Below are 25,488 nucleotides of genomic sequence, written 5' to 3'. Positions count from 1 at the left end.
TCTTGTAATGAGCTAGCTAACTTTTAAATTGATATTATTTTGCTCAGCTGCTTCGATTGGGCTGTAATCAGATAAAATAAGTGCTTTGCCTTTTTTAACACAAACATCGTGTTCAAAATGTACGGATGGTTTTCCATCAACGGTTCTCACCGTCCAACCATCTTTTTCGATAAATACATCTTTTTTGCCCAAATTAATCATGGGCTCAATAGCCATAGTCAGGTTTTCTTTTAGCATTAAACCGCTTCCACGTTTGCCGTAATTTGGCACTTGCGGCGCTTCATGCATGCTTTTCCCAAGTCCGTGACCAACAAAATCTCTAACAACACCATAGCCTTGTTTTTCATTATGATTTTGAATAGCAAAACCAATATCGCCCAATCGCTTACCAGCAACCGCTTCGTTAATGCCTATAAAAAGGGATTCTTTGGTGGTTCTTACCAGCTTTAAAATTTCTTCGCTGGCATCGCCAATTACAAATGTATAAGCATGGTCTCCGTGATATTCGTTTTTGATAACGCCAACATCAACAGAGATAATATCGCCATCTTTTAATATTTCTTTGCCCGGAAATCCATGTACAACAACATCGTTAACAGAAGTTATAATATGGTGTGGAAAGCCGCTGTAGTTGTAGAAAGAAGGCACAGCGCCATTATCCAAAATATATTCATTTGCCAGTTTATCAATCTCAATTGTCGCTAAACCCGGACGTAAAATTTTTGCAATTTCTGCCAAAGTATTGCTTACCAGAAGCGCACTGATTTTCATCAGTTCTACTTGTTCATCGGTTTTGTAAATAATCATTGCCGCAAAAATAACAATTAGTTTTTTAAAAGCTTTTGATTATGATTAAGCAGCAAGAAGATTATTCATTATTTCTGTTGAAGTCTGTCAATAATCCATTTTGATACAAAGGATGTTTCCGTCTCTTGGTTTAAGCATAGTTGAAATCAAAGTAATATTATTTAATTTGTCAGCAACTTACAATCATCCATGAGAATAATTCTATCCAGCCTTGCTTTTATAATTTTATTATCGGTTTCTACATTGGCTCAAAATGTTAAAAGCAAAGGGCACAGTCATAACGATTATCATCAAAATTTACCATTAGTTATGGCATACAAGGCTGGGATGAATTCGATAGAAGCCGATGTTTTTTTAAAAGATGGAGAATTGTATGTAGCGCATGAAGCTAAAGAAATCAATATTCTAAAAACCTTAAAATCATTGTATTTATCTCCATTGGCTGAGTTATTTAAAGCGCATAATCACCATGCTTTTAAAGATAGAACAAAACATCTGCAATTGGTTATCGATATAAAAGAAGACCATGTTAACGTACTTAAAAAACTAATTATAGAATTAAAGGAGTTTGAGAAGGTTTTTAATATTGTGAGAAATCCTGAGGCTATAAAAATTGTAATAAGCGGAGATATGCCTCAGCCTGTAGATTTCGCAAATTGGCCAGAATACATCTTCTTTGATGGCAGACCAGAAACCAGCTATACTCAGAATCAGCTTAAAAGAGTAGGCATGATTAGTCAAAACATTAAAAAATATACGGCTTGGAACGGAACGGACGAACCCACACCAGCCGATTATGCGAAGCTTGAAAAACTAATTAATGATGCGCACAATGCAGGCAAGCCTTTTAGGTTTTGGGCAACAGCCGACAATCGTAATGCCTGGATGATTTTAGAACGTTTAGGTGTAGATTGGATTAATACCGATAAACCAAACGAATTAGCAGAGTATTATATTAGTCGGGATAAATGAGATGCCGGGTTTTGAACTAAGCTTAGTAGCTGTAAGGCACAATGGTCTTTAAGCAAATAATTTAAATGGATTTACAAATACAAAAAGCCACAACATTAATTGTAGCTTTTAAATTGTGCTCCCGACGAGATTCGAACTCATATCGATGGTACCGGAAACCATAATTCTATCCATTGAACTACGGGAGCAAAACGATGCAAATATATAGAATCAAAATGTTAGTTTACTTAATTTGAAAGCTAATGTTGCTATTTTAACCATCCTTAATAACTTATTGATTTTGTGTTGATTGCCTTTAATAAACAAAATTTAGCGCAAACTTTAATCTGCTTTTTGCAAACTGAAATAACAAATGTGTGCAAACTTTGTTAATTAAACCTTATTGCAGCGGTATCCTTTTGAGCTTTTCGGCGAGAAAGATTTAGCGGAAAGCAGGACTGACCTAAAACCGAGTTACAGCAACTGCTTTACTTAAAATTAACGCTGCCTTAACGCCAAAATTGGCATTTTAGAAAATAAAACCGCACCTTTGCGAACCGTTAACAGAGGTTTTAGCATGTAAAAAAATATTAATTTGCTTATGGAAGAATTGGTTGTAGAGGAGATTCAGGAACTACTTGAAAAAGATAATGATAAAGCATTAAAGCGATATCTTGATGAACTGAATATCTCGGATGTGGAGGAATTGATTGACGAACTTCCGCAGCATGCAGCCAAATTTATTGAAACGATTTCTTTAAACAGAGCGGTTAATGTTTTCAGAATTCTCGATTTTCGTACCCAGGAAAGAATTATCAAAAAATTATCGGGCAATAAGCTAAATCAAATTATTAAAGATTTGCCTCCTGATGACCGTACCGCACTTTTTAGTGAGTTAAAGGGTGATGTGGTTAAGAAAATGATTACGCTTTTACCTCCCGAAGAGCGTAAGGAATCGCTGGCACTTTTAGGTTACAATGAATACAGTATTGGGCGTTTAATGACGCCAGATTACATTGCTGTTAAACCGGAATGGTCTATTACCAGGGTTTTGGCGCACATTAGGCGTTATGGTAAAAATTCTGAAACCATTGATGTAGTTTACGTTATTGATAAAGACGGTGTATTGCTTGATGATATTAGGATTAGGGAAGTTTTGCTGGCAGATCCTGAAGCCATAATTGGTGAACTTACCGATAAACGTTTTATCGCTTTAAAAGCAAACGACCCCCAGGAAGATGCTATCAGTATTTTTAGAATGAATAACCGTGTTGCTTTACCTGTTGTTGATGAGCAAAATATCCTCTTAGGTATTGTTACTGTTGATGATATTTTATGGATTGCCAATGAAGAATACACAGAGGATATTCATAAAATTGGTGGTTCGCAGGCTTTAGACGAGCCATATTTAGATGTTCCGGTTTTTGAGCTTTATAAGAAGCGTGTGGTTTGGTTAATTGTATTGTTTTTTGGTGAATTACTAACCATAGCGGCAATGTCAAACTTCGAAAGCCAGATTGCAAAAGTGGTTATACTGGCTACATTTATCCCTTTAATTATTTCTAGCGGAGGAAATAGCGGTTCGCAGGCTGCAACATTAATAATCCAGGCGATGGCTTTAGGCGAAGTAACGGTTAGAGATTGGTGGAACGTAATGCGAAGGGAAATTTTTTCGGGTATGTTACTAGGCGGAACTTTATGCTTGCTGAGTTTTGCCGTAATTGCCAGCTGGAACCTTTTTATGCCAGGCTTTACCGATCATTATGTTAGAATTGGTTTAGTAGTTGGTTGCTCGTTAATTGGAGTGGTTTTATGGGGAACATTAATGGGCTCAATGTTGCCGCTTTTGCTTAAAAAAGTAGGAGCAGACCCTGCAGTTTCATCAACGCCCTTTGTGGCAACACTAGTTGATGTTACTGGCTTGATAATCTACTTTTCTTTCGCGATATTATTCTTAAGTGGAATTTTACTTTAATAATGAGTTATGCAAAAAAAAATCACAACACTTTTTACCGATATAGGTGGCGTTTTATTAACCAATGGTTGGGATAGAAAGGCAAGGGGAGAAGCTGCGGTTCTTTTTAACCTTGATTCTGTAGATTTAGAAGAGCGCCATCATTTAACTTTTGATACTTACGAAGTTGGTAAGCTTACGCTTGATGAATACCTGGAAAGAATTGTTTTCTTTGAAGAGCGTTCTTTTAGTTATGATGATTTTAAGGAATTCATGTTTAAAAAATCATTGCCCTACCCTGAAATGATTCAATTAATATGCGATTTAAAGAAAAAATATAGCCTCAAAGTTGCTGTAATTAGTAACGAAGGGAGGGAACTAAATCAATATCGAATAAATACTTTTAAGCTTAATGAGTTTGTTGATTTCTTTGTTTCATCAAGTTTTGTTCATTTCCGCAAACCTGACGCAGATATTTTTAAAGTTGCAATCGATATTTCGCAAAGCGATGTTGAAACAAGCTTATATATTGATGATAGAATGCTTTTCGTACAGGTATCAGAAGGTTTAGGTTTAAAGGGTATTCATCATACTAGTTATGAAGATACTAAAGCCCAGTTGGCGGCTTACGGATTGGTAGTATGAGGATTTTTGATTGATGTTCTTGTGTCCCGCAGATTTCGCTGATAAGCGCAGAGTAAGGTTTACATGTTAGTAACTCATTCATTTCAAATAATTCCGTGTATTCAATGTTTCCGTGGCGAATAGTTTTTAGTCTCCCGCAGATTTAGCTGATAAGCGCAGAGTAAGGCTTACATGTTAGTAACTCATTCATTTCAAATAATTCCGTGTATTCTGTGTTTCCGTGGCAAATAGTTTTTAGTTTCCCGCAGATTTCGCTGATAAGCGCAGAAATAGATTAATGTAGATTGTTTCCCCGAATCTTTGGGGCAGGCTGTGCCTCTCAATGACGGGTTTGTTACTAATTCAAATAATTCCGTGTCTTCTGTGTTTCCGTGGCAAAAACAAAAAGGCCACCATTTCTGGCAGCCTATATTTTTTAAATATTTTTTTAAAATTATACGTTAAACCTGAAGTGCATAATATCTCCATCTTCAACAACGTAAGTTTTACCTTCTACGCCAAGTTTACCAGCATCTTTACAGGCATTTTCAGAGCCTAAGGTTACAAAATCAGTGTATTTAATAACCTCTGCACGTATAAAACCTTTCTCAAAATCGGTATGGATTACACCAGCAGCTTGTGGTGCTGTAAAACCTTTGGTAATTGTCCAGGCCCTAACTTCTTGTACACCAGCGGTGAAGTAAGTATAAAGGTTTAATAATTTATAAGCAGCACGAATCAGTTTGTTTACACCAGATTCATCCAAACCTAAGTCGGCTAAAAACTCCTGACGTTCTTCATAGCTTTCTAATTCAGCGATTTCAGATTCGATTTTTGCAGAAATCACTAAAACCTCAGCATTTTCATCGGCAACATTTGCTTTAACTAAATCCACATATTTATTTCCTGTTACAACAGATGCTTCATCAACGTTACAAACATACATTACCGGTTTTTGGGTAAGTAAGCCTAAATCTTCAATAAAATCAAAATCTTCTTGTGCTAATGGAGCAGTCCGAATAGATTTTCCACTTTCTAAATGAGCTTTAACCACAGTTAAAATTTCATAAGTACGCTTAGCGTCCTTATCGCCACCGGTTTTAGCCATTTTTTCAACTTTCTGAATACGTTTTTCAACGGTATCTAAATCCTTAAGCTGTAATTCAGTATCGATAATTTCTTTATCGCGAATTGGATCTACAGAACCATCAACGTGTATTACATTTCCATCATCAAAACAACGTAAAACGTGGATAATAGCATTTGTAGCACGAATATTTCCTAAAAATTGGTTGCCTAAACCTTCACCTTTTGATGCTCCTTTTACTAAACCAGCAATATCAACAATTTCTATTGTATTTGGCTGCACCTTATTTGGCTTAACCAATTCCGCAAGCTTTGTTAATCTATCATCAGGTACGGTAATTACGCCAACATTTGGCTCAATTGTACAAAACGGAAAGTTTGCTGCTTGCGCTTTTGCATTTGATAAACAATTAAAAAGTGTCGATTTACCCACATTTGGTAAGCCAACTATACCACACTGTAATGCCATTTATATGTTTTGATTTACGATTTACGATTTACGATTTCACCTTTCACCTTTCACCTTTCACCTTTCACCTTTCACCTTTCACCTTTCACCTTTCACCTTTCACCTTTCACCTTTCACCTTTCACCTTTTTCAGGCGGCAAAGATAAGCTTTTAAAATCTTTAATTAAAGGCAGTAATTTGTGCCAGATGGATATTTTATCTAAGTTTAGCAAAATTTAAAAAACATTATGGAAGATTTGGAAGGGCAACAGCAAGCCGAGGTGAATTTGGTTGTATCAGAAAATATGAGAAGCTATATTTACGACATTACTAAATGGGCCAAATTTCTCTCCATTGTAGGTATTGTTGTTTCTATATTCATATTTATGGTTGCTTTTAGTATTCCTACTCTAATGAATAGCAATCCGAAGGTGGCAGCTCAAATGAGTCAATTAGGTTCTGCTGGTACAAACATCATTACAGTAATATATTTAATTACAAGTCTTTTATTATTTTACCCAAGTTTATTGCTCAACAAAATTGCCAGTAAGGCGAAAAAAGCAGTGCTTTTTGGCGATCAGGAAAGTTTAGAGGATTCATTTTCAAACTTAAAATCGCTCTTTAAATATTGGGGTATCCTTACAATTATGATTATTGCCTTCTATTTTCTTATGATATTTATGGTAGGTGCCGGAATTGCAGCAGCATAAAAAAAAACATTGCATAACAAAAAAGAGCCTTTAATTTTTAAAGGCTCTTTCTATTTATCTTAAATTAAAACGAAAAATCGTCGGTAGTTTTTGCACTATGCTCACCGTTTTCCGAATATTCGTAGCGTTTTTCTACAACATCTTGATGCGTTTTAATGTAATCTACAGTTTCATTTAAACCTTCTGTAAATTTTTCGAAATCTTCTTTATACAGAAAGATTTTATGTTTCACAAATACGCCGTCTTCTAATCTTTTCTTGCTTTCAGTTACTGTTAAGTAATAATCTCCCGAACGAGTGGCCTTCACATCGAAAAAATAAGTTCTCTTACCTGCTCTTACTTTCTTTGAAAAAACTTCTTCTCTCTCTTTATTGTCGAATTCTCCCATGGTTGGTATTGATGTTGGTTTTTGGTTTCGGTAAATATAAAGCAAATATTTAAAGTTCAAAATAGAATTCAAACAAATTAAGCGCTACGGCTTTCTTCTTCTAATAGCTGATTGTTGTAAAGCTCAGTATAACTGCCATTCAGGTTAATCAGTTCATTATGTGTGCCTTGTTCTATTATCTTTCCATCATCTAAAACCAATATTTTATCAGCATTTTTTATGGTCGAAATTCTGTGTGCAATTAAAATGCTGGTTTTATTGTGCATTATCTTGCCAAGGTTTTGCAGAATTTCTTCTTCAGTTTTAGTATCCACTGCTGATAAACAATCATCAAATATCAAAATACGTGGCGATTTTATTAGCGCCCTGGCTATCGATACTCGCTGCTTTTGGCCGCCTGATAACGTTATTCCGCGTTCGCCAAGCATGGTTTCAAAACGCTCTTCAAAATCAACAATGTTGTTATAAACTGATGCATTTTTTGCCGCTTCGTAAACTTCATCTTCAGTTACAGTATCCAAACCAAATGCAATATTGTTTTTAATGGTATCAGAGAAAAGGAAAACCTCTTGCGGCACAAAACCAATCTGATTCCGGTAATCCTTAAGGTTTAAGTTTTTTAAATTTTCACCGTCGATATTTATAGCTCCGTTTTCAACATCATACATTCGCATTATAAGGTTTGCCAATGTAGATTTACCCGAGCCTGTTCTGCCAATTATGGCTACAAACTCACCACTTTTAATCTCAAAACTTATATTCTTTAAAGCTTCAATGCCTGTATCAGGATAGGTAAAACTTACGTTTTTGAATGAGATATTTCCGTTAACTAACCTTTCGTTGTTGTTGGTTGATTGAATATCTGATGGGATATCCAAAAATTCATTAATCCTCTTTTGCGATGCTGCCGCCCTTTGTATTAATGAGGTAACCCAGCCGAGCATCGTTACCGGAAAAGTTAATTGATTAATATATATAATAAATTCTGCAATATTACCAGCCGTTATGCTGCCATTCATAACCTGTATGCCGCCAACATAAATGGTTAAAATTGTGCTCAAACCAATTAAAAGTAGCATTGTTGGGTAAAAAAGTGCAGATACCTTAACCAAACTCATCGAGTCTTTTTTGTAATCGTTACTTTGAATTTCGAACATGCTGCGTGTATAATCTTCGCGTACATAAGATTTTATAATTCTGATACCCGATAACCGCTCTTGCACAAATGTTGATAAGCTGGAGAGCCTTTCTTGTATCTTTCCGCTTTTCTTAAAAATAAGGGTGTTTACATAGTAAATTATAACCACCAGAAATGGTAGTGGCAATAAACAATAAATGGCTAATTTTGAGTTTACATCAAACATCGACCAAATAATAAGCACCGATAAAACAAAAGTATTTATGGTGTACATTATTGCCGGACCAACATACATTCTCACCCGGTTTACGTCCTCCGTAGCACGATTCATTAAATCGCCGGTATTATTTCTTCTGTAAAAGCCTAAACTGAGCCTTTGGTAGTGTTGGTAAATGTCATTCTTCATATCAAATTCTATATGTCGCGACATAAGAATAATGGTTTGGCGCATGAAAAATAAAAATAATCCCCTCAAAACGTAAAGTGCAATAACCAAAAAACCAAAATACAAAAGGCTATTGCTAAAAATATCATAAATAATTTGCTGGCGATTAAAACCATCAAAAAGGCTATAAATCTGAATGTTTTCGGTAATTAAATCGAAGGCATAACCAATAACCTGGGCAGGTACAACACCAAAAATATTAGAAATTACCACGAAAATACTTCCCGGAATAATCCACCATTTATATTTCAAGAAATATTTATTTAAGCGTTTCAGGTGTTTCATACAATACAAACTTAGATAAATTTGTTATTCTATGCCGCATATTTACTTTTAAGTATTTAAGCTTTAAAAACTAATGACATTTTTAAGGTTTTGAAAAGCAGGTTTCAGCTTTTCATTGGTTAGGGTTGGCCCCGCCATTCGCTTTACTTGCCTCATAAAAATTCGGCTGCGTGATCGCTACTGTCAGGTTTAATTAACTCAAAACCGAAGCCTTAAAACTCAAATTTCCTATCTGATTTTCTATTATCCATTGGTTCAAAACCAACGGCAATGAATAGCAAGTTCCTAAATGAAGTAATCTAACACCGACAGCAGCGAAAATACTTTTTGTGTTCAGCTCCAATAATTACAGCTATAAACATCAACAAAAAGATTGCCAGACTGCGGTAGGCAGGTAGCAAATGGTGGGACTGAAATTACCTAAATACTATTGTAACTGATTTTCTACAAAAAGAACAAATGGTTTATTTTACATTCTTAAAAGGAGTATTGGGCTTTTCGGCAGATGTTTAACGGGCTTGTCTAATTAATTTCACTATAGATTGTTTTTAATACGTGTAATAATGGTTTTTTATTTTATTTTTGCTGCAGGTTAAGCCTAACGTTCATTATGCCAGCAAATTCTTCGTCAGATTCATCTATTTTAGAGCAATTAAGTGCTTACGGGCATAAAAAGTTGGTTTTCTGTAATGATCCCGACACTGGTCTAAAAGCAATCATTGCCATTCACGATACTACTTTAGGGCCAGCTTTGGGCGGAACACGCATGTGGAGCTACACAACAGAAGCCGAAGCATTAGAAGATGCACTTCGTTTATCAAGAGGCATGACCTATAAATCGGCTATTACTGGTTTAAATTTAGGCGGTGGCAAAGGTGTAATTATTGGTGATTCTAGAAAAGACAAATCGGAAACTTTAATGCGTAGCTACGGCAGGTTTATAAAAAACCTGAATGGCGAATTCATTACAGCCGAAGAAATGGGAACGAACACGCGTGATATGGAATATATCCGTATGGAAACCAATTATGTTACAGGTGTGCCAGAATCTATTGGTGGCGCTGGTAATCCTGCTCCATTTACAGCACAAGGCGTATATTTAGGTATAAAAGCCAGTGTTAAAGAAGTTTTTGGTACAGATATGCTTGCCGGCAGAACTGTTTTAGTACAAGGAATTGGCAACGTTGGCGAACATTTAGTGGCTTTATTACGTAAAGAAAACGCCGAAGTTTTAATTAGTGATATTAATCAAGACCAACTTACTTACGTAGCCAGAAAATACAAAGCAAAGCCAATTGAGGCTGATAAAATTTTTGGAATTGATGCCGATGTGTATGCACCTTGCGCTATGGGTGCTACCGTTAACAATAAAACCATTGAGCGCATGAAATTTGCAATTATTGCAGGTTCTGCAAATAACCAGTTAAAAGATGAGGTTTTAGACAGTGAGTTGCTTTTGAAAAAGGGTATTCTTTTTGCTCCTGATTATTTAATTAACGCCGGAGGTTTAATTGCTTGTTATTCGGAATTAACCGGCTTTGGTAAAAAACGCACCGTACAGCTAACTGAGAATATTTACGAGGCAACCAGAAATGTTATAAAACTGAGCAAAGCTGAACAAATACCTACAAATATTGCAGCAAACCGCATTGCTGAAAAAAGAATTGCGGACATAAAGAAAATAAAATCAACATATTAAATAATTATTAACCGGTTTAACAAACCACACTCGTTCTTACATTCATGTTAAATAGAAGGCACTTAAGAATTAAAGCTTTGCAAAACATTTTTGCTTGGCACATGGCAGATAAAAAAGACATTAAAGGTGATTTAAAAGTCTTAATGCAAAGCATCGACAGCGTATACGAAATGTATATCTGGATGCTATCTCTAATGGTAGAGGTTACGGAATTTACAGCCAATGATGCTGCTGAACGTGCCAACAAACACATCAAAACCGCTGAGGATATTAATCCCAACCTGAAATTGCTTAACAACAAATTCAGTGTTTTAATGCAGCAAAATCCAGAATATATTTCTGCAATTAAAAAATATAAAGTTGATTGGGGTTTCGATCCTGAAATCCGTAAAACGGTATTTAACTCATTAAAAGCTTCAAAAGAATATGCTGAATATCTTGCAGATCCAAACGAAAGTTTAGAATCATCAAAAGATATTATTAAATATATTTTCAGAAAGATAATTTTAAAAAACCAGGCTATTATTCAGGTTTTTGAAGAGAAGTTTATTAACTGGCAGGTTGATCATGAAGTAATGAAAGGCATGGTTGCTAAAACGCTAAAGAACTTTACATTTGATGATCCGTTTAAAAATAAACTTACTGAAATAAGCGCTGATTGGATTGAAGACAGCAAATTTGTGCAGGATTTATTTGTACATACTTTGCAAAATGACGCAAAATATCAGGAAATGATCGCCGAAAGAACTAAAAACTGGGAATCGGAGCGTATTGCTTTAATGGATACAATTTTAATGAAAATGGCAATTTGCGAATTGTTAAATTTCCCATCTATTCCGGTTAAAGTTACCATAAACGAATACCTTGAATTATCAAAAGATTACAGTACACCGAAAAGTAATTCGTTTATTAACGGTATTTTAGACAAAATTTTAGGCGACCTGAAAAAGAATAACACGATTAAAAAATTAGGTCGCGGATTAATTGAAGAATAATATGAAAAAGATATTCATCCTGGCAATTGCCGCTTTATCGTTATCAGCTTGCCGTAACGCAAATAGTTCTACAACAGAAGTTGCTGCTGTAAACAGCACCGAAGCTTCGGCTATTGCACCTGCAGATGCACCAGTTATTAAATTTGAACAGGAAATTTTTGATTTTGAAAAAATTGAAGAAGGTGCTGCGGTTACCCATGAGTTTAAGTTTAAAAATGTAGGTAAGAGTCCGTTAATTATCTCAAATGCTACCGCAACTTGTGGTTGTACAATTCCAGAAACACCAAAAGAACCTATATTGCCTGGTAAAGAAGGTATAATTAAAGTTGTTTTTAACAGTACCGGTAAAGGCGGAATGCAAGATAAAGTGGTTACCGTTACCTCAAATGCAAATCCAAACACAAGCACAGTGCACTTGGTAGGTGAGGTGCTTGCGAAGAAATAATTAGATAGTTGGATGTTCAAATTAGCATATCTAAATATTTCAATATTCAAATCACAATTTTTAATAAACAATTAGAAGAGTTAAATAAATTTAACAACACAAATAAATACAAGAAATGATTTCGACAGTAATTTTACAAGCAGCAGGTGGTGGTATGTTGGGTACGGTTGTACCAATGGTATTAATCATGGTGGTATTCTACTTTTTCATGATTCGTCCGCAGGTTAAAAAAGCAAAAGATCATAAAAAATTAGTAGCAGAATTAGGTAAAGGCGATAAAGTAATTACAACAGCAGGTATTCATGGAAAAATTATTGATATGAATGAAACTACTTTTGTAATCGAATCAGAATTTGGAGCTAAGTTACGTTTTGATAAATCTGCCGTTTCATTAGATGCAACTAAAGCTGCAATAACGCCAAAAGCATAATAAAAGTAATTTCAATTTTACAGCAGTCTCGAAAACTTTCGGGACTGTTTTTGTTTTATTACATTTGAGCACGTAGCTTTTCTGAACTACAAATATTACTATGCCGTTTATAAAGTTAACTCAAATAGAAAAAAGACGTGTAATAAGCCTCTTAGCTTGTTTACTCTTGGCAATTGCTGCCTGGCTATTTATGGCATTAAACAACAAATATGAATACATTGCCAAAACGGTTCTTATTTATAAAAATTTCCCGCAGAAAAGAGCATTTCATCCTTCACAATCAGATACGGTAGATTTAAGGGTTGAAGGTACGGGATGGCAGTTACTTTTCGCTAGATTGAGGATAAACCCACAATCGATAACCGTAAGCTTAAATCAGCTAAACCGTAGAGATTATGTAGTGCTTTCCGACCAGCTTTATGGTATAAACAAACAATTAGAAACTTCTCAAAAGATAATTTCTGTTAAACCAGATACACTTTATTTCGATTTCACTAAAAGGTCGACAAAAAAGGTAAATATAAAATTGGTGCAGAAAATAGATTTTGTGAGTCAATATGGAATTTCTAACGATATCAGGCTCACGCCAACACAAGTAACTGTAACCGGACCAATTGAAGAACTGCAAAAAATTGAAAGCTGGAATACTGATACGTTGAAATTGTTCAAAGTTCAAAATAATGCATCAGTTAGGGTTGCTCTACAACACAGCACCTTAAAGAATGTGAATATTTTCCCATCTGTGGTTGAGGTTAAAATTCCGGTTGATGAATTTACCGAGAAAACAGTTGAAGTGCCATTGAAGATTACTAACAATTGGAATTACAATAGCATAAAATTATATCCGAAGAAAGTAAAGGTTACTTTTTTAGTTGCTTTAGGAAATTATGCGCAGGTTGATGAAAATTTTATTACGGCTACGGTTGATGCAGATGAATGGCAAAAGCTTAATCACCATCAATTAACGGTAAAAATATCTCAATTTCCTGATTATTGTAAGCTTGTGCGGATTGTTCCATCAAAAATTGATTTTGTTGTAGAGAAATAATGTATAAAGTTGGCATAACAGGCGGTATTGGCAGCGGGAAAACTACCGTTTGTAAAGTGTTTGAGGTGTTAGGCATTCCTGTTTTTTATGCTGATACGGCTGCGAAAGAAATTATGGTTACAGATGCTTTGCTGGTAGAAGGTATAAAAAAGGCTTTCGGTAAAGAGAGTTATTTTGAAGATGGCAAACTGAATAATAAGCATATCGCCGGTATTGTATTTAATAATGAAGCCGAGTTAGCGAAATTGAATGCTTTAGTGCATCCCGCAGTATTTAGAGCTTTTGATAACTGGGAAGCTCAAATTGATGCTAATGTTCCTTATACATTAAAAGAAGCTGCTTTGTTATTTGAAAGTGGATCTTACAAAATGACTGATGCTACGATTTTGGTAACAGCGCCTACAGATACCAGAATAAAAAGAGTTATGCAACGTGATAATGTTACAGCAGAACAAGTGAAAGCACGAATGGATAAGCAATTAAGTGACGAAGAAAAATCTAAACTGGCTAATTACTTTATTCACAATGATGAAAAAATTTCAATTATTGAACAGGTTTTAGCCTTACATAAAACATTTTTAAATACAGCTAAACAAGAGCATTATTTAGCAGCAAAGAAAATTTAAAAGTAATATCTGTAAATCTGATGCTTATTTTATCTAACTAAAATCCTGCCTTATCCTTCAACCCAACAAATCCTATTCATGATTTTAGAAGATTTTATCACCATAACACCAACTGGTTTATATTGCATTTATGGAGATTTTTACCTCGACCCACAACAGCCAGTTCAAAATGCAGTGGTTTCTCACGCACATGGCGACCATGCAATAGGCGGAAGCCAAAATGTTTATTGTACTGCGGCAACCAAAACTTTTATGGAACATAGGTATAGAAAATTTGCTGCGGTCGATTTTCATACAAAAACATACCACGAGAATTTCAAAATTAAAGAGGTTAGCATAAGTTTTTATCCAGCCGGACATATTCTAGGTTCTGCGCAAGTTTTAATAGAATATGATGGCGTAAAATATCTCTACACCGGTGATTATAAAATTGAACCAGATGCAACCTGTGAGCCATTTGAATTTGTTGAAGCAGATGTTTTAATTACAGAAAGTACCTTCGCAAACCCAGAAACTAAACACCCTTCGCCAATTGATGAGATAAAAAAACTGAATGAAACTGAAGCAAATATTATGCTTGGGGCTTACGCTTTAGGTAAGAGCCAAAGGATTATCCAGCTGCTTTATGAACATTGCCCAAACAGAAATATTATGGTGCACCATAGTATTATGCCTTTTGTAAAAATTTATGAAAACTATGGCGTTAAGCTTGGTGATTATAAAATGTACGATAGAAAGGTGATGAAGAATAACCAACAACATCAGGTTTATATCGTACCGCCAATGGTTTTTCACAGTTACCATAAAGCTATAAATGTTGTTAGGGCATTCGCATCGGGCTGGAAAAATTTGCAGCAGACAAATGGAATTTCCTTGTATATTTCAGATCATGCGGATTGGGATGCCATATTAGAAACCATCGAAAAGGTAAAACCAAAACAAGTATGGACTTTACATGGTGACGGAAAACATTTGAAAGAATATTTTAAGGATACTCTGGAAATTAAAATAATGAATGAAAGATAGAATGAGTGATGGAATGATGAAATAAAGCTGACGCAAACAGATTTGTTAATCCGATAATTTAAAATTCAATCATTCAAAACTCATTCATTCAACAACTATATATGAAAGAAGGGGAAGATTTTTACTTCAACGAACAAGGTTTTATGGTTTTTACAGAAGCTTACCATTTAAAGCGTGGCTACTGCTGTAAAAATAAATGTAAACACTGCCCTTGGGGTTATGGGAAAAAGAAAGAGAAGAAATAAGACAGATTTTAATTTAGACTTAGGTCCGAACGCTGTTATAAATCTCAGATAATTTAACTTCAAAACCCATAGATATAAATTTTGCTTCTTAATGCCCTCCGGCGAAAAATCCTATTAAAGAAACCCCAATACCTAATAAAACAGCAATCATTTTGCGGGTATTTATTTTATGGTCGGCGCTTGATTCGAATAAAATTGTAGTAGAGATGTGTAAGAAAATTCCAATTACAATACCCATTATTTTGTTGAAATAAGCATCAACACCACCAATTGTGCCATTGCTTAAGCCCACACTTACATAAAAACCTAGAGGTGCCATTGCCGCAAAAATGAGCAGGTACAAAAAAATACTTCCTTTTTTGAAATGATTTTGCATTAAAATACTTGCTAGAGCAAAAGCAGCAGGAATGTGATGTAAAGAAATCCCGAATATTAATTCGTTGTGCTGGTCTTTAGCTAAAGGCATACCCTCTAAAAAGGCATGTAAGCATAAACTAATCATTATCCCAAAGGGAAAAACATTTCCGTTGTGATGTTTATGAATATGTCCGTGTTCTACACCTTCAGAAAATTGTTCTAAAAATATTTGAAGTAGAAAACCAATCAGAATGAAGATACCAATCTGCCATTTATCTGGTCCGCTGTAAGCATCGGGAATTAAATGAAGAACGGTAATGCCAAAAAGGTAGGCGCCACTAAAAGATAAAATCAGTTTAAGTAATTTCGATTTATCACTTTTAACCAAAAATATAGAAGAGCCACCCAACAGGGCACAGAAAAAAAGTACGGCAAATTTCCAGATTTCCATAGCTTAAAAATCAGGTTGTAATTTTTTAAAAATTCTTGAACAGACAAAACCAATTAACGCTCCGAGTAATGCACCAGAAGTTACATCTACAGGATAGTGTACGCCCACATATACTTGCGCAAAGCAGATAATTGCAGCCCAAAATATCCCAATGGGCAAAATTGGTTTCCAACGGCTGTAAAACAAACAAATTAGTAATACTGCTATTGCAAAATGATTGGTTGCATGTGCCGATGGAAAACTTAAACCGCTGCCACATGGTACGCGATGTACAATTTCATTAGCAAGGCTAAAATCGTTACAAGGGCGAACTCTGGAAACCAAAGGTTTTATTACTCTGGATGCAACCAAATCGGCTGTGGCAAATGTAAAAAGTAACATTGCAATAATGTAATAACCTTGCTTTTTATACTGTTTTATGCAAAAAACTATAATAAATAAATACAGCGGCGACCAAAAAAATCGGTTGCGTAGCAATGGCATCAGCCAATCGAAAAAGCCATTTGATAAACCACGATGGATTTTCAAAAATAGCTCAATATCAAATTGCTGTATGCTTTCTATCATGCTTTCTTACAAATTAAGATTAACCTGTCTGATGATGATTCATCAAAATTATCAAGCGAATAATTGCCAAAAGTAGTTTCGATTATCATCCCGGCTTTAGCTAGCATACGTTCAAAATCTTCAAAACTAAATGCCTGGACGCGTTCCTCAAAATTGTATATTTTACCCTTATCCTCGAAGTTTATCTTTTTAATAATTTTTCCTTCAATTACATTTTTTGATATGTTAAAGGTAATACCATCTAATGATTTTGCTTCGCAGGAATTTAGGTTTCTGATAATTTTTGCAGTATTAAAATAGTCAAGCACTAACATTCCATCAGCTTTTAAACATTTTCTAAACGTTTTTAGGGCATTTACATGTTCCTTCTCCGTATCGAAATAGCCAAAGCTTGTAAATAAATTTAAAGCTACATCAAAGTAGTTGATGTAGAACAATTTACGCATATCGTGCACTAAGAAATGCAATTTATTGTTTTCAAATTGTTTTGCGTATTTAATGCTTTGTTCGGATAAATCAATCCCGGTAACATCAAAGCCTTTTTTATTTAAGTAAATAGAATGCCTTCCTTTTCCGCAAGCAATGTCCAGCATTTTGGAATCTTCTTGTGGCTTAAGATATTTTGTAAGCTTATCTATAAAAAATTCGGCTTCAGCATCATTTCTTTGTTGGTATAGAATATGATAATATGGCGAATTAAACCAATACTGAAACCATTTGCGCTGCATAAAAAGCCATTTTGTATTTTAAAAGGTTGCAAATATAAGATTTTAGCTTTGCATCAGAAGTGCTCACCTGGTTTTATGCAACAATATTGCAAAATTAATTATTTGTTGGGTCATCTTCATCTTTGCTACCATGGAATCCAGAGGTTAAATCAATTTACTTTGCTTTGGCGAATTGTGCTTGTAGATTGTAAGATACCTTGATTTGTTGTACGCCATGCTCAGCATAATAGCACTACATCATAAGCCACCTAAACCCGACCGAAGTGAGAAAGCCCGCAATCCCGATTTGGGCAGCAAGGCTATTGTTTTTAATAGATTGCTTTCCTATTTCACAGGTTTTATCGGGTTGCGGCTTAAAACGGGGGCGGGACTTATTAGCCGAAGTAATACCGCGATTGCTTTTCAAAAAAAAGGACAAACGATTGATTAAATATTTCTATTAAATACATCGTATAAATAGATATAAAAACAATGTAAATTAAGTGGTTCAGGCATTTTGAAATAGCTGCTATCTTAATTTTTTTATTATTTTTGAGCCTCTAATTAAAATACAAAAAGTGACTTTAATAAAATCGATTTCGGGAATACGGGGAACAATTGGCGGACAAGCTGGAAATGGCTTAACACCAATAGATGTAGTAAAATTTACAGCTGCTTTTGGTAGTTGGGTAGTTCAAAAAACAGGTAATAAAAGAATTGTTTTAGGTAGAGATGCCCGCATTTCTGGCGAAATGGTTAACAATTTAGTTATCGGTACGCTGCAAGGTTTAGGTATTGAGGTTATCGATTTAGGTTTATCTACAACACCAACTGTAGAAGTTGCCGTACCAGATGAGCAAGCCGGCGGCGGAATTATTTTAACTGCAAGCCATAACCCAAAACAATGGAATGCTTTAAAATTGCTAAATGCCGATGGCGAATTTATTAGCGATTTAGATGGTAAAGAGGTTTTAGATTTAGCAGAAAGTGCAGCTTTTGATTTTGCAGAGGTTGATAAACTGGGTAAAGTAATTAAAAACGATACTTATTTACAGAAACATATTGATAAAGTTTTAGCATTGCCTTTGGTTGATGTGGAAGCGATTAAAAAAGCAGATTTTAAAGTTGTTATCGATTGTGTAAATTCTACAGGAGGCATTTTTATTCCGACTTTATTAAAGGCTTTAGGTGTAACCAGGGTTACTGAATTATATTGTACGCCAGATGGTCATTTCCCACACAATCCGGAGCCACTTCCAGAAAATTTAACTGAAATTTCTAAAGAAGTACAAAAACAAAATGCTGATTTAGGTATTGTGGTTGACCCGGATGTTGACCGTTTGTGCTTTGTAAATGAAGACGGCAGCATGTTTGGCGAAGAATATACTTTGGTGGCTGTTGCTGATTATGTTTTGAAAAATACACCTGGAAACACGGTTTCAAACTTATCATCAACGCGTGCCTTACGCGATGTAACAGAAAAAGCAGGTTCTGTGTATAATGCTTCGGCTGTTGGCGAAGTAAATGTGGTTAACAAAATGAAAGAAACCAATGCAATTATTGGTGGCGAAGGTAATGGTGGCATCATTTATCCTGAATCTCATTATGGTAGAGATGCTTTGGTAGGTATCGCTTTGTTTTTAACGCATTTAGCAAAATTTGGTAAATCTATTTCGTTATTAAGAAGCAGCTATCCACAATATCATATTTCAAAAAATAAAATTACGCTTACGCCAGAAATGGATATCGATAATTTATTAAAACAGGTAGAAGAGAAGTACAAAAAACAGCCATATAGTACAATTGATGGATTAAAAATTGAGTTCGATAAAACATGGGTACATTTGCGTCGTTCTAATACTGAGCCAATTATCCGTATTTACAGCGAAGCAGAAAATGAAACTGTAGCCGAAAATTTAGCAAATAAAATTATATCCGATATCAAGGAAATCCTTAAATTAAACTAGTACATGAGAAGAGTTTATCTAGATAATGCCGCAACTACACCTTTAGATAAAGATGTAATTGCTGAAATGACTAATGTGATGGAGAATTATTTCGGTAATCCATCGGCCATTCATGCATTAGGCAGGGAAGTTAGAACCTTGGTAGAAAAGGCTCGTAAAACTGTAGCAAATCTTTTAGGAGCATCTCCATCTGAGATATTTTTTACTTCAGGCGGTACTGAGGCTGATAATACAGCTATTCGTTGTGGCATTTCGGCATACGGAATTAAACACGCCATTACTTCAAAAATCGAGCATCATGCAGTGGAGCATACTTTAAATATGATGCTAAAAAATGGCGAGATTGATAAATTAAGCTTTGTAAATATCGATGAGAAGGGTAATGTAGACTTCAATCATTTAGAAGAATTATTGCAAAATAACGATCGCACATTTGTTTCCCTAATGCATGCCAATAACGAATTAGGAACTTTAACAGATATGATTAGAGTTGGCGATATCTGCGAGAAATATAATGCTATTTACCATGCAGATACCGTTCAAACCATGGGCCACTACGTACACAATGTACGCGAGTTAAAAGCCCATTTTATTGTTTGTGCGGCACATAAATTACACGGACCAAAAGGCGTTGGCTTTTTATATGTAAACAGCAATATTAAAATTCCACCAATGATTTATGGTGGTGCGCAAGAGCGTAATATGCGTGGTGGAACCGAAAATGTTTATGGCATTGTTGGTTTAGCAAAGGCATTAGAAATTGCGTACGCAGAGATGGAAGAACATCAAAATCATATTCAGGGTTTAAAAGATTATTTAAAAAATCAATTAATTGCAGAAATTCCGGGGATAGGTTTTAATGGAGAAACTGATGCCGACAAAAGTCTTTACACGGTTTTAAATGTATCTTTCCCGGAGATGGATATGGCAGATATGTTGCTTTTTAACCTCGATATTAATGGAATCTGTGCTTCTGGTGGCAGCGCTTGCTCATCAGGTTCAAATATCGGTTCGCATGTATTAAATGGTATCAATGCAGATCCGAATCGTCCGTCTGTACGTTTTTCTTTCAGTAAATACACTACTAAAGAGGATTTAGATTATGTAATAGAAAAAGTTAAAATGGTGGTTAAGCAAAATGCTTTAGCCTAAAATATCATTAACCAAATAGGAACAGTCTCGGAGAAATCTGAGACTTTTTTTATGCCATTTTTTTTGAAAAGCAATTTCATCACCTTATTTAATGTTCGTCCTGCTTTCTGTTTCAACAAAAGCAGAAAAAGCTTTTGGTTTCCACGTCAATCAGGTTTATATTACAAAGGTTCGTGGTTCTTATGAAAAAAATAAAGAAGAGCAATCAAATTTTTAAATCCGTCTGCTGAAGCAGGCGGCAATAAATTCCATTACAATAGGTCTAGGTTTTTTAGCTTTTTCCATTTCATTGCCGTTGACTTCTGTCAACGGTTGTTAATATTCCTCTTGCAAATCTCATAACAAAAGCTTAAATTTAAGTAGCTAACGAAACGCTATCGCTTTTAATATTTAGCTCCTTAACGAAACCTTATCAATTCTCCCTTTGGTATAAGGTGAAGCAAACCGAAATTTATAAACCCAGAAAGCCACTGCTTTCTATAAATCTTTGCATTATGGAAAATTATCAACCTAAATCAGAAGAAAAAAAATCTGAGAATGAGCAACAGGCAAAAACCGAAAGAAAGCACATTTATAAGTTTATTTTGGCTCCTTTTTCTTTCGAATCGTCTCACCATTTTAATAAAATACACAAGCGAAAATTTAATTCGTTTGGCTGTATACACGATTTAAGGAAGTTGCCTGGCGCAATGATGTAGTGTTTTATTCTTTATATTTTTTTAATCATTACCAATAATGAAAAGGTTTATTATGCTTAAAAACTATTCCGAAAGGTGATAAACAAAACAATGTAGATTGTTAAATGTTCCATTAATACATCAAATTGAAAAGCAATGGAAAATAATAAAGAAAAAGGCAAAGTTATTCAGAATGACTTACTTGATAAGAAAGTTGAAGATGTTAGAGAGCATGATTCTTTAGATAATAACAAATCATCAAAGCAATCTACCAATCTGTTCAATAAAGACAAAGATCGTAAAAATAATGCTTTTGGCCCTGGTCATGAGCCTGGCACAACACCGGGTTCTGGAATTTAGAGCAGTGTTTTATTTATAAAATTATTAAATTTAAGCCATAACATTTGTTGTGGCTTTTTTAAGTTTATCTAACATGGAAAGAAGAAATTTTATCAAAAATTCAGCATTAGCAATGGCTTTGCTTTCAATTTACAAAACTGACGTTTTTGCGCAAAAAGAATTGCTAAGGGCATATAATTTCAAGGCTTTAAGAAACAATGTTGGCGTTTTTACAGAACAAGGTGGAACCATTGGTTGGCTAAACTCTTCCAATGGATTTGCGGTTGTCGATGCTCAATTCCCAACCTCTGCGCCACATGTAATTGATGAATTAAAAAAGTTGGGCGATAAGCCTTTCAAATATTTAATCAACACACACCACCATGGCGACCATACCGCTGGTAATATTGCTTTTAAGGGTTTGGCGGAGAAAGTTGTAGCGCATCAAAACTCCTTGGTAAATCAAAAAAGAGGTGCAGAAAAGGCAAATAACTTAGATAAACAATTATTACCCGATACAACCTTTGGTACTGGCTGGAAAGCACCAGTTGGCGATGAAAAAATTAGTGCCTATTATTATGGCTCTGCACATACTAACGGCGATGCAGTTTATCATTTTGAAAATGCAAATATTGTTCACGTTGGCGATTTGGTCTCCAACCGCAAATTTCCTTACATAGATAGAGAAAATGGTGCGCATATTGGCAACTGGATTACTGCATTAGATAAAATTCACAACCAATTTGATAACGATACCCTGTTTATTTTCGGACACAGCAGAGAGCCTGAAAAAATCACCGGAAATAAAGCTGACATCAAAGCTTTTCAAAATTATCTTCAAAATTTATTAAAACTGGTTTCAGCTGAAATAAAAGCAGGAAAATCTAAAGAAGATATTTTGAAAATTACCACAATTCCTAATGCATCCGAGTGGCAAGGAGAAGGGATTCAGAGAAGTTTAACCGCTGCATACGAAGAATTAAAAGGCGCCTAATATTGTTATTTTCGCATAGGCGACAATCTTAAAGCGAGATACAATTCCGCTTTAAGATTCTCAATTACATTGGGAATGACGAGGCAATATTCTTCCAAATCTATTTTCAATTTATAAACATTCTATATTTAAAATAAATCTAAACAAGCCTTGCAAATCTGTTATTCCTAAAACCTTATCCGCTATATTTGTGTTACACAAAATCCAATATCAGATATGGATGATTTTTTAGCAGCTCGTTCCCAAATGGCCTTATCATTAGGCTTTCACATTATTTTCTCCTGTATTGGTATGGTTATGCCATTTTTTATGGCTGTATCGCATTATAAGTGGCTTAAAACAAACGATGAAGTTTATAAAAACCTAACTAAAGCCTGGAGTAAAGGCGTAGCTATTTTCTTTGCAACCGGAGCAGTATCTGGTACGATGTTGTCTTTCGAACTTGGTTTATTATGGCCAAAATTTATGGAACACGCCGGACCAATTTTCGGTATGCCATTTTCTCTAGAAGGAACAGCATTTTTTATTGAAGCTATTGCTTTGGGCTTTTTTCTTTACGGTTGGAATAAATTAAACAAATGGTTTCATTGGTTTACCGGAATGGTTGTAGGCGTAAGTGGGTTGGCTTCAGGTATTTTAGTAGTTGCTGCAAATGCCTGGATGAATAGTCCGGCAGGCTTTGATTTTGTAGATGGAAAATACCTAAACATCGACCCAATACAAGCCATGTTTAATAAAGCCTGGTTCTCGCAGGCCTTACACATGTGCTTAGCCGCCTTCACAGCTACAGGTTTTGCGGTAGCCGGAGTTCATGCGCTAATGATTTTAAGAAATCAGAATAAAGAATTTCATTTAAAAGCATTTAAAATCGCCGCAGTTTTTGCTTGCATTGGCGCATTGCTTCAGCCAATTAGCGGCGATATTTCTGCAAAAGATGTAGCCAAACGTCAACCAGCTAAGCTTGCCGCGATGGAAGCATTGTACACAACTGAAAAACCGGCTCCTTTATTAATAGGCGGTATTGTAAATGAAAAAGACAGAACTGTTAAGGGCGCAATAAAAATACCAGGAGCGTTAAGTTTTCTGGCGCATGGTAATTTCAAGGCAGAAGTTAAAGGCTTGGATAAAATTCCAAAGGACGAACAACCGCCTGTAGCAATTACGCATTATGCCTTCCAGATTATGGTAGGTATCGGTACGTTATTAATGCTCATCTCTTTAATTTACTTCTTCTTCCTGCTTCGCAAAAAAGAATTACTGAATAAGCGTTGGCTGCTAAAGTTATTTGTATTTGCCATTCCCCTTGGTTATATCGCTTTAGAAGCAGGTTGGGTTGTTACCGAGGTTGGGCGACAACCATGGATTATTTATGGTATTATGCGCACCAAAGATGCAGTAACGCCAATGCCGGGCATTGCATATTCTTTCTATATTTTCTCGGCAATTTATATTTCGTTAAGTGTTGTCGTTACTTTTTTACTTTATCGGCAGATAAAAATGGTTCCAATACTTTATAATAATAAAAAATCTGAAGTATAATTCAGCCAATCTGTGGCAACAAAATAAATTATGGAATACGTTGTAATAACTTTTTTGTGTTTGGGCATATTGCTTTATTTCCTTTTAGGCGGTGCCGATTTTGGTGCAGGAATTATTGAGCTCTTTACATCCACAAAAAATCGAAGCAGAACGCGTAAAACGCTCTATCAAGCCATTGGCCCAGTGTGGGAAGCCAACCACATGTGGCTAATTATTGCTATCGTAATTCTTTTTGTAGGTTTCCCGAAGATTTACACAACCATGTCGGTTTACCTGCATATTCCGCTACTCATAATGCTTATCGGAATCATAGCTCGTGGTACGGCCTTTGTTTTTCGCCATTACGATGCCGTTAAAGATGATATGCAATGGCTTTACAATAGAATTTTCCGCTATTCTAGTTTTATAACATCACTTTTTTTGGGCATCATTGCCGGGAGTTTAATATCCGGTCATATTGATACCAATTCGAATGATTTTCTTTCGGCTTACGTTTTTGGCTGGCTAAATTGGTTTTCGATTGCCGTTGGATTTTTTACCGTAGCACTGTGTGGCTTTTTAGCGGCGATTTACTTAATCGGAGAAACTAAAGACACCCACGACAAGCAAAGGTTTATCAAAAAGGCAGAATACATGAACATCGGAGCGGTTGTATTTGGTGCAATGGTTTTCATTGCTGCTCATTTTGATAACATTCCGTTAATCGACTGGGTTTTCAAAAATACCGTTGGCTTAACCGCAATTGTGTTGGCCAGTTTATCGCTGATTTTACTTTGGTATTTATTGATTAAAGGAAAAACCAAAGTGTTAAGGATTTTAGCCGGATTTCAGGTAACGATGATTTTGGTTGCGATTAGCTATGCACATTTCCCTAATTTTATCCGATTAAAAAATGGCAACGCAATGTCACTTTTCGAAACCGTTGGACCAGAAAAAACCATTTACAGCTTAGGTTTAGCTTTGCTTTTAGGTAGTATTTTAATTCTTCCCTTTTTAGGTTATTTGTTTTATAAATTCCAGAAAAAAGAGGAGTAGATATTAAATCTGTCAGTCTGAGCTTGTCGAAGACCATTAAGTTCCAAAACAAGTTCTTAAAATTACTTGAAAAGCAAATACAGTAGCTCTTCGTTTCCGAAAGCCCCGCCTGACTGCAGCAGGCAGGCTATCGTTCCAATCTTTTTTAGCTTCTGTTAATCGTCATTGCTTGTAAGAACAATGTGGTAATCAATTAAATTCGGGGTAATAAAAAAGGATTTTCACTATATCGGGTTTAGGAAGAATGGATGGTGCAAGAAAACCACTAATAACGGCACTGCATAAAGTTAAATAGCCCCGACATAATGGAAATACTTTTGGTAACTCAGACCACCGTTCTCGTAATATTTTCA

26 protein-coding genes and 1 tRNA gene are annotated in these 25,488 nt (G+C 35.3%); 19 read left to right on the top strand and 8 right to left on the bottom strand.

Going from position 1 to position 25,488, the window contains the following annotated elements; all coding sequences use genetic code 11:
* Positions 1-12 precede the first annotated feature (12 nt).
* A complete protein-coding gene (gene map, locus LUA90_RS15145; protein ID WP_231465282.1) occupies positions 13-807 on the bottom strand; it encodes a type I methionyl aminopeptidase in 795 nt (264 codons plus the stop codon).
* Between the two features lie 189 nt (positions 808-996).
* Between map and LUA90_RS15140 the strand changes: the two genes are divergently transcribed.
* A complete protein-coding gene (locus LUA90_RS15140) occupies positions 997-1,779 on the top strand; it encodes a phosphatidylinositol-specific phospholipase C/glycerophosphodiester phosphodiesterase family protein (RefSeq protein WP_231465280.1) in 783 nt (260 codons plus the stop codon).
* Between the two features lie 116 nt (positions 1,780-1,895).
* Here the strand turns inward: LUA90_RS15140 and LUA90_RS15135 are convergent.
* A tRNA-Arg gene (locus tag LUA90_RS15135) sits at positions 1,896-1,967 on the bottom strand.
* 392 nt (positions 1,968-2,359) lie between these two features.
* On the opposite strand from LUA90_RS15135, the gene mgtE reads away from it, so the two are divergent.
* Both mgtE and LUA90_RS15125 read left to right on the top strand, forming a co-directional pair.
* The gene (gene mgtE, locus LUA90_RS15130) at positions 2,360-3,733 is read left to right on the top strand and encodes a magnesium transporter (RefSeq protein ID WP_231465278.1); all 1,374 of its coding nucleotides are present in this window, start codon (positions 2,360-2,362) and stop codon (positions 3,731-3,733) included.
* Positions 3,734-3,742: 9 nt separating this feature from the next.
* The gene (locus LUA90_RS15125) at positions 3,743-4,357 is read left to right on the top strand and encodes an HAD hydrolase-like protein (protein WP_231465276.1); all 615 of its coding nucleotides are present in this window, start codon (positions 3,743-3,745) and stop codon (positions 4,355-4,357) included.
* Positions 4,358-4,790: 433 nt separating this feature from the next.
* Here the strand turns inward: LUA90_RS15125 and ychF are convergent, their stop codons facing one another.
* Positions 4,791-5,891 carry a redox-regulated ATPase YchF gene (ychF, locus tag LUA90_RS15120; RefSeq protein WP_231491498.1) on the bottom strand — a complete coding sequence of 367 codons (1,101 nt, stop codon included), beginning with the start codon at positions 5,889-5,891 and terminating at the stop codon, positions 4,791-4,793.
* Positions 5,892-6,118: 227 nt separating this feature from the next.
* Between ychF and LUA90_RS15115 the strand changes: the two genes are divergently transcribed.
* Positions 6,119-6,580 carry a DUF5362 family protein gene (locus tag LUA90_RS15115; RefSeq protein WP_231491497.1) on the top strand — a complete coding sequence of 154 codons (462 nt, stop codon included), beginning with the start codon at positions 6,119-6,121 and terminating at the stop codon, positions 6,578-6,580.
* A 64-nt stretch (positions 6,581-6,644) separates the two neighbouring features.
* On the opposite strand, the gene LUA90_RS15110 is transcribed toward LUA90_RS15115, so the two are convergent.
* Positions 6,645-6,968, bottom strand: coding sequence for a DUF3276 family protein (locus tag LUA90_RS15110; RefSeq protein ID WP_231465270.1), 324 nt, complete (start codon positions 6,966-6,968; stop codon positions 6,645-6,647).
* 77 nt (positions 6,969-7,045) lie between these two features.
* Entirely contained in the window at positions 7,046-8,836 is a 1,791-nt protein-coding gene (locus tag LUA90_RS15105) for an ABC transporter ATP-binding protein (protein ID WP_231491496.1), read from the bottom strand.
* A gap of 610 nt (positions 8,837-9,446) precedes the next feature.
* Between LUA90_RS15105 and LUA90_RS15100 the strand changes: the two genes are divergently transcribed.
* The 8 genes from LUA90_RS15100 to LUA90_RS15065 all read left to right on the top strand — a co-directional run bounded on the left by LUA90_RS15100 (position 9,447) and on the right by LUA90_RS15065 (position 15,350).
* Complete coding sequence (locus tag LUA90_RS15100) at positions 9,447-10,535, top strand: Glu/Leu/Phe/Val dehydrogenase (protein ID WP_231491495.1); 1,089 nt, start codon at positions 9,447-9,449, stop codon at positions 10,533-10,535.
* A gap of 44 nt (positions 10,536-10,579) precedes the next feature.
* Positions 10,580-11,530, top strand: a complete 951-nt coding sequence (gene nusB, locus LUA90_RS15095; protein WP_231465265.1) for a transcription antitermination factor NusB — start codon at positions 10,580-10,582, stop codon at positions 11,528-11,530.
* Position 11,531: 1 nt separating this feature from the next.
* Positions 11,532-11,975 carry a DUF1573 domain-containing protein gene (locus LUA90_RS15090; RefSeq protein WP_231465263.1) on the top strand — a complete coding sequence of 148 codons (444 nt, stop codon included), beginning with the start codon at positions 11,532-11,534 and terminating at the stop codon, positions 11,973-11,975.
* Positions 11,976-12,090: 115 nt separating this feature from the next.
* Positions 12,091-12,405, top strand: coding sequence for a preprotein translocase subunit YajC (yajC, locus tag LUA90_RS15085; protein ID WP_231465261.1), 315 nt, complete (start codon positions 12,091-12,093; stop codon positions 12,403-12,405).
* A gap of 100 nt (positions 12,406-12,505) precedes the next feature.
* Entirely contained in the window at positions 12,506-13,453 is a 948-nt protein-coding gene (locus tag LUA90_RS15080) for a YbbR-like domain-containing protein (RefSeq protein WP_231465259.1), read from the top strand.
* Entirely contained in the window at positions 13,453-14,079 is a 627-nt protein-coding gene (gene coaE / locus LUA90_RS15075) for a dephospho-CoA kinase (RefSeq protein ID WP_231491494.1), read from the top strand. The genes LUA90_RS15080 and coaE overlap by 1 nt, the downstream gene beginning before the upstream one ends.
* 78 nt (positions 14,080-14,157) lie before the next feature.
* Complete coding sequence (locus tag LUA90_RS15070) at positions 14,158-15,105, top strand: MBL fold metallo-hydrolase (RefSeq protein ID WP_231465255.1); 948 nt, start codon at positions 14,158-14,160, stop codon at positions 15,103-15,105.
* Between the two features lie 101 nt (positions 15,106-15,206).
* Positions 15,207-15,350, top strand: a complete 144-nt coding sequence (locus tag LUA90_RS15065; RefSeq protein ID WP_231465253.1) for a DUF5522 domain-containing protein — start codon at positions 15,207-15,209, stop codon at positions 15,348-15,350.
* Between the two features lie 88 nt (positions 15,351-15,438).
* Here LUA90_RS15065 and LUA90_RS15060 read toward each other — a convergent pair whose 3' ends face one another.
* From LUA90_RS15060 to LUA90_RS15050, 3 genes are read right to left on the bottom strand one after another with little or no spacing between them, the layout of a single operon-like run.
* Entirely contained in the window at positions 15,439-16,158 is a 720-nt protein-coding gene (locus LUA90_RS15060; protein ID WP_231491492.1) for a ZIP family metal transporter, read from the bottom strand.
* Positions 16,159-16,161: 3 nt separating this feature from the next.
* On the bottom strand, positions 16,162-16,725 hold the full coding sequence (locus LUA90_RS15055) for a phosphatase PAP2 family protein (protein ID WP_231491490.1): 564 nt from the start codon (positions 16,723-16,725) through the stop codon (positions 16,162-16,164).
* Positions 16,722-17,453, bottom strand: a complete 732-nt coding sequence (locus tag LUA90_RS15050; RefSeq protein WP_231491489.1) for a bifunctional 2-polyprenyl-6-hydroxyphenol methylase/3-demethylubiquinol 3-O-methyltransferase UbiG — start codon at positions 17,451-17,453, stop codon at positions 16,722-16,724. Before LUA90_RS15050 ends, LUA90_RS15055 begins: the two co-directional genes overlap by 4 nt.
* Before the next feature lie 557 nt (positions 17,454-18,010).
* On the opposite strand from LUA90_RS15050, the gene glmM reads away from it, so the two are divergent.
* The 7 genes from glmM to LUA90_RS15015 all read left to right on the top strand — a co-directional run bounded on the left by glmM (position 18,011) and on the right by LUA90_RS15015 (position 25,135).
* Entirely contained in the window at positions 18,011-19,399 is a 1,389-nt protein-coding gene (gene glmM, locus LUA90_RS15045; protein ID WP_231465243.1) for a phosphoglucosamine mutase, read from the top strand.
* A 3-nt stretch (positions 19,400-19,402) separates the two neighbouring features.
* On the top strand, positions 19,403-20,551 hold the full coding sequence (locus LUA90_RS15040) for a cysteine desulfurase family protein (RefSeq protein ID WP_231465241.1): 1,149 nt from the start codon (positions 19,403-19,405) through the stop codon (positions 20,549-20,551).
* Positions 20,552-21,045: 494 nt separating this feature from the next.
* Entirely contained in the window at positions 21,046-21,249 is a 204-nt protein-coding gene (locus LUA90_RS15035; protein WP_231491488.1) for a hypothetical protein, read from the top strand.
* Between the two features lie 135 nt (positions 21,250-21,384).
* Complete coding sequence (locus LUA90_RS15030; RefSeq protein ID WP_231465238.1) at positions 21,385-21,588, top strand: hypothetical protein; 204 nt, start codon at positions 21,385-21,387, stop codon at positions 21,586-21,588.
* 73 nt (positions 21,589-21,661) lie between these two features.
* Positions 21,662-22,561, top strand: coding sequence for an MBL fold metallo-hydrolase (locus LUA90_RS15025; RefSeq protein WP_231491487.1), 900 nt, complete (start codon positions 21,662-21,664; stop codon positions 22,559-22,561).
* A 216-nt stretch (positions 22,562-22,777) separates the two neighbouring features.
* Positions 22,778-24,100 (top strand): cytochrome ubiquinol oxidase subunit I, encoded by a 1,323-nt coding sequence (locus LUA90_RS15020; protein WP_231491486.1) that lies wholly within the window; start codon positions 22,778-22,780, stop codon positions 24,098-24,100.
* Between the two features lie 30 nt (positions 24,101-24,130).
* Complete coding sequence (locus LUA90_RS15015) at positions 24,131-25,135, top strand: cytochrome d ubiquinol oxidase subunit II (protein WP_231491485.1); 1,005 nt, start codon at positions 24,131-24,133, stop codon at positions 25,133-25,135.
* The last annotated feature ends 353 nt before the right edge of the window (positions 25,136-25,488 follow it).

The sequence above is a fragment of the Pedobacter sp. Leaf170 genome, from assembly GCF_920984665.1.
In the GTDB taxonomy this organism is placed as follows: Bacteria; Bacteroidota; Bacteroidia; order Sphingobacteriales; family Sphingobacteriaceae; genus Pedobacter.
Note: the sequence above shows the minus strand (reverse complement) of the source record. Positions and strands in the feature narration are given on the sequence as shown.

Coding starts and splice junctions, on each gene's coding strand:
- LUA90_RS15140 (WP_231465280.1), top strand. CDS start 997: ATGAGAATAATTCTATCCAGCCTTGCTTTTATAATTTTATTATCGGTT.
- LUA90_RS15030 (WP_231465238.1), top strand. CDS start 21,385: ATGGAAAATAATAAAGAAAAAGGCAAAGTTATTCAGAATGACTTACTT.
- map (WP_231465282.1), bottom strand. CDS start 807: ATGATTATTTACAAAACCGATGAACAAGTAGAACTGATGAAAATCAGT.
- LUA90_RS15025 (WP_231491487.1), top strand. CDS start 21,662: ATGGAAAGAAGAAATTTTATCAAAAATTCAGCATTAGCAATGGCTTTG.
- LUA90_RS15060 (WP_231491492.1), bottom strand. CDS start 16,158: ATGGAAATCTGGAAATTTGCCGTACTTTTTTTCTGTGCCCTGTTGGGT.
- LUA90_RS15050 (WP_231491489.1), bottom strand. CDS start 17,453: ATGCAGCGCAAATGGTTTCAGTATTGGTTTAATTCGCCATATTATCAT.
- LUA90_RS15055 (WP_231491490.1), bottom strand. CDS start 16,725: ATGATAGAAAGCATACAGCAATTTGATATTGAGCTATTTTTGAAAATC.
- ychF (WP_231491498.1), bottom strand. CDS start 5,891: ATGGCATTACAGTGTGGTATAGTTGGCTTACCAAATGTGGGTAAATCG.
- LUA90_RS15100 (WP_231491495.1), top strand. CDS start 9,447: ATGCCAGCAAATTCTTCGTCAGATTCATCTATTTTAGAGCAATTAAGT.
- LUA90_RS15105 (WP_231491496.1), bottom strand. CDS start 8,836: ATGAAACACCTGAAACGCTTAAATAAATATTTCTTGAAATATAAATGG.
- LUA90_RS15115 (WP_231491497.1), top strand. CDS start 6,119: ATGGAAGATTTGGAAGGGCAACAGCAAGCCGAGGTGAATTTGGTTGTA.
- LUA90_RS15080 (WP_231465259.1), top strand. CDS start 12,506: ATGCCGTTTATAAAGTTAACTCAAATAGAAAAAAGACGTGTAATAAGC.
- LUA90_RS15065 (WP_231465253.1), top strand. CDS start 15,207: ATGAAAGAAGGGGAAGATTTTTACTTCAACGAACAAGGTTTTATGGTT.
- yajC (WP_231465261.1), top strand. CDS start 12,091: ATGATTTCGACAGTAATTTTACAAGCAGCAGGTGGTGGTATGTTGGGT.
- LUA90_RS15110 (WP_231465270.1), bottom strand. CDS start 6,968: ATGGGAGAATTCGACAATAAAGAGAGAGAAGAAGTTTTTTCAAAGAAA.
- LUA90_RS15040 (WP_231465241.1), top strand. CDS start 19,403: ATGAGAAGAGTTTATCTAGATAATGCCGCAACTACACCTTTAGATAAA.
- LUA90_RS15090 (WP_231465263.1), top strand. CDS start 11,532: ATGAAAAAGATATTCATCCTGGCAATTGCCGCTTTATCGTTATCAGCT.
- LUA90_RS15035 (WP_231491488.1), top strand. CDS start 21,046: ATGGAAAATTATCAACCTAAATCAGAAGAAAAAAAATCTGAGAATGAG.
- mgtE (WP_231465278.1), top strand. CDS start 2,360: ATGGAAGAATTGGTTGTAGAGGAGATTCAGGAACTACTTGAAAAAGAT.
- coaE (WP_231491494.1), top strand. CDS start 13,453: ATGTATAAAGTTGGCATAACAGGCGGTATTGGCAGCGGGAAAACTACC.
- LUA90_RS15070 (WP_231465255.1), top strand. CDS start 14,158: ATGATTTTAGAAGATTTTATCACCATAACACCAACTGGTTTATATTGC.
- LUA90_RS15125 (WP_231465276.1), top strand. CDS start 3,743: ATGCAAAAAAAAATCACAACACTTTTTACCGATATAGGTGGCGTTTTA.
- LUA90_RS15015 (WP_231491485.1), top strand. CDS start 24,131: ATGGAATACGTTGTAATAACTTTTTTGTGTTTGGGCATATTGCTTTAT.
- LUA90_RS15020 (WP_231491486.1), top strand. CDS start 22,778: ATGGATGATTTTTTAGCAGCTCGTTCCCAAATGGCCTTATCATTAGGC.
- nusB (WP_231465265.1), top strand. CDS start 10,580: ATGTTAAATAGAAGGCACTTAAGAATTAAAGCTTTGCAAAACATTTTT.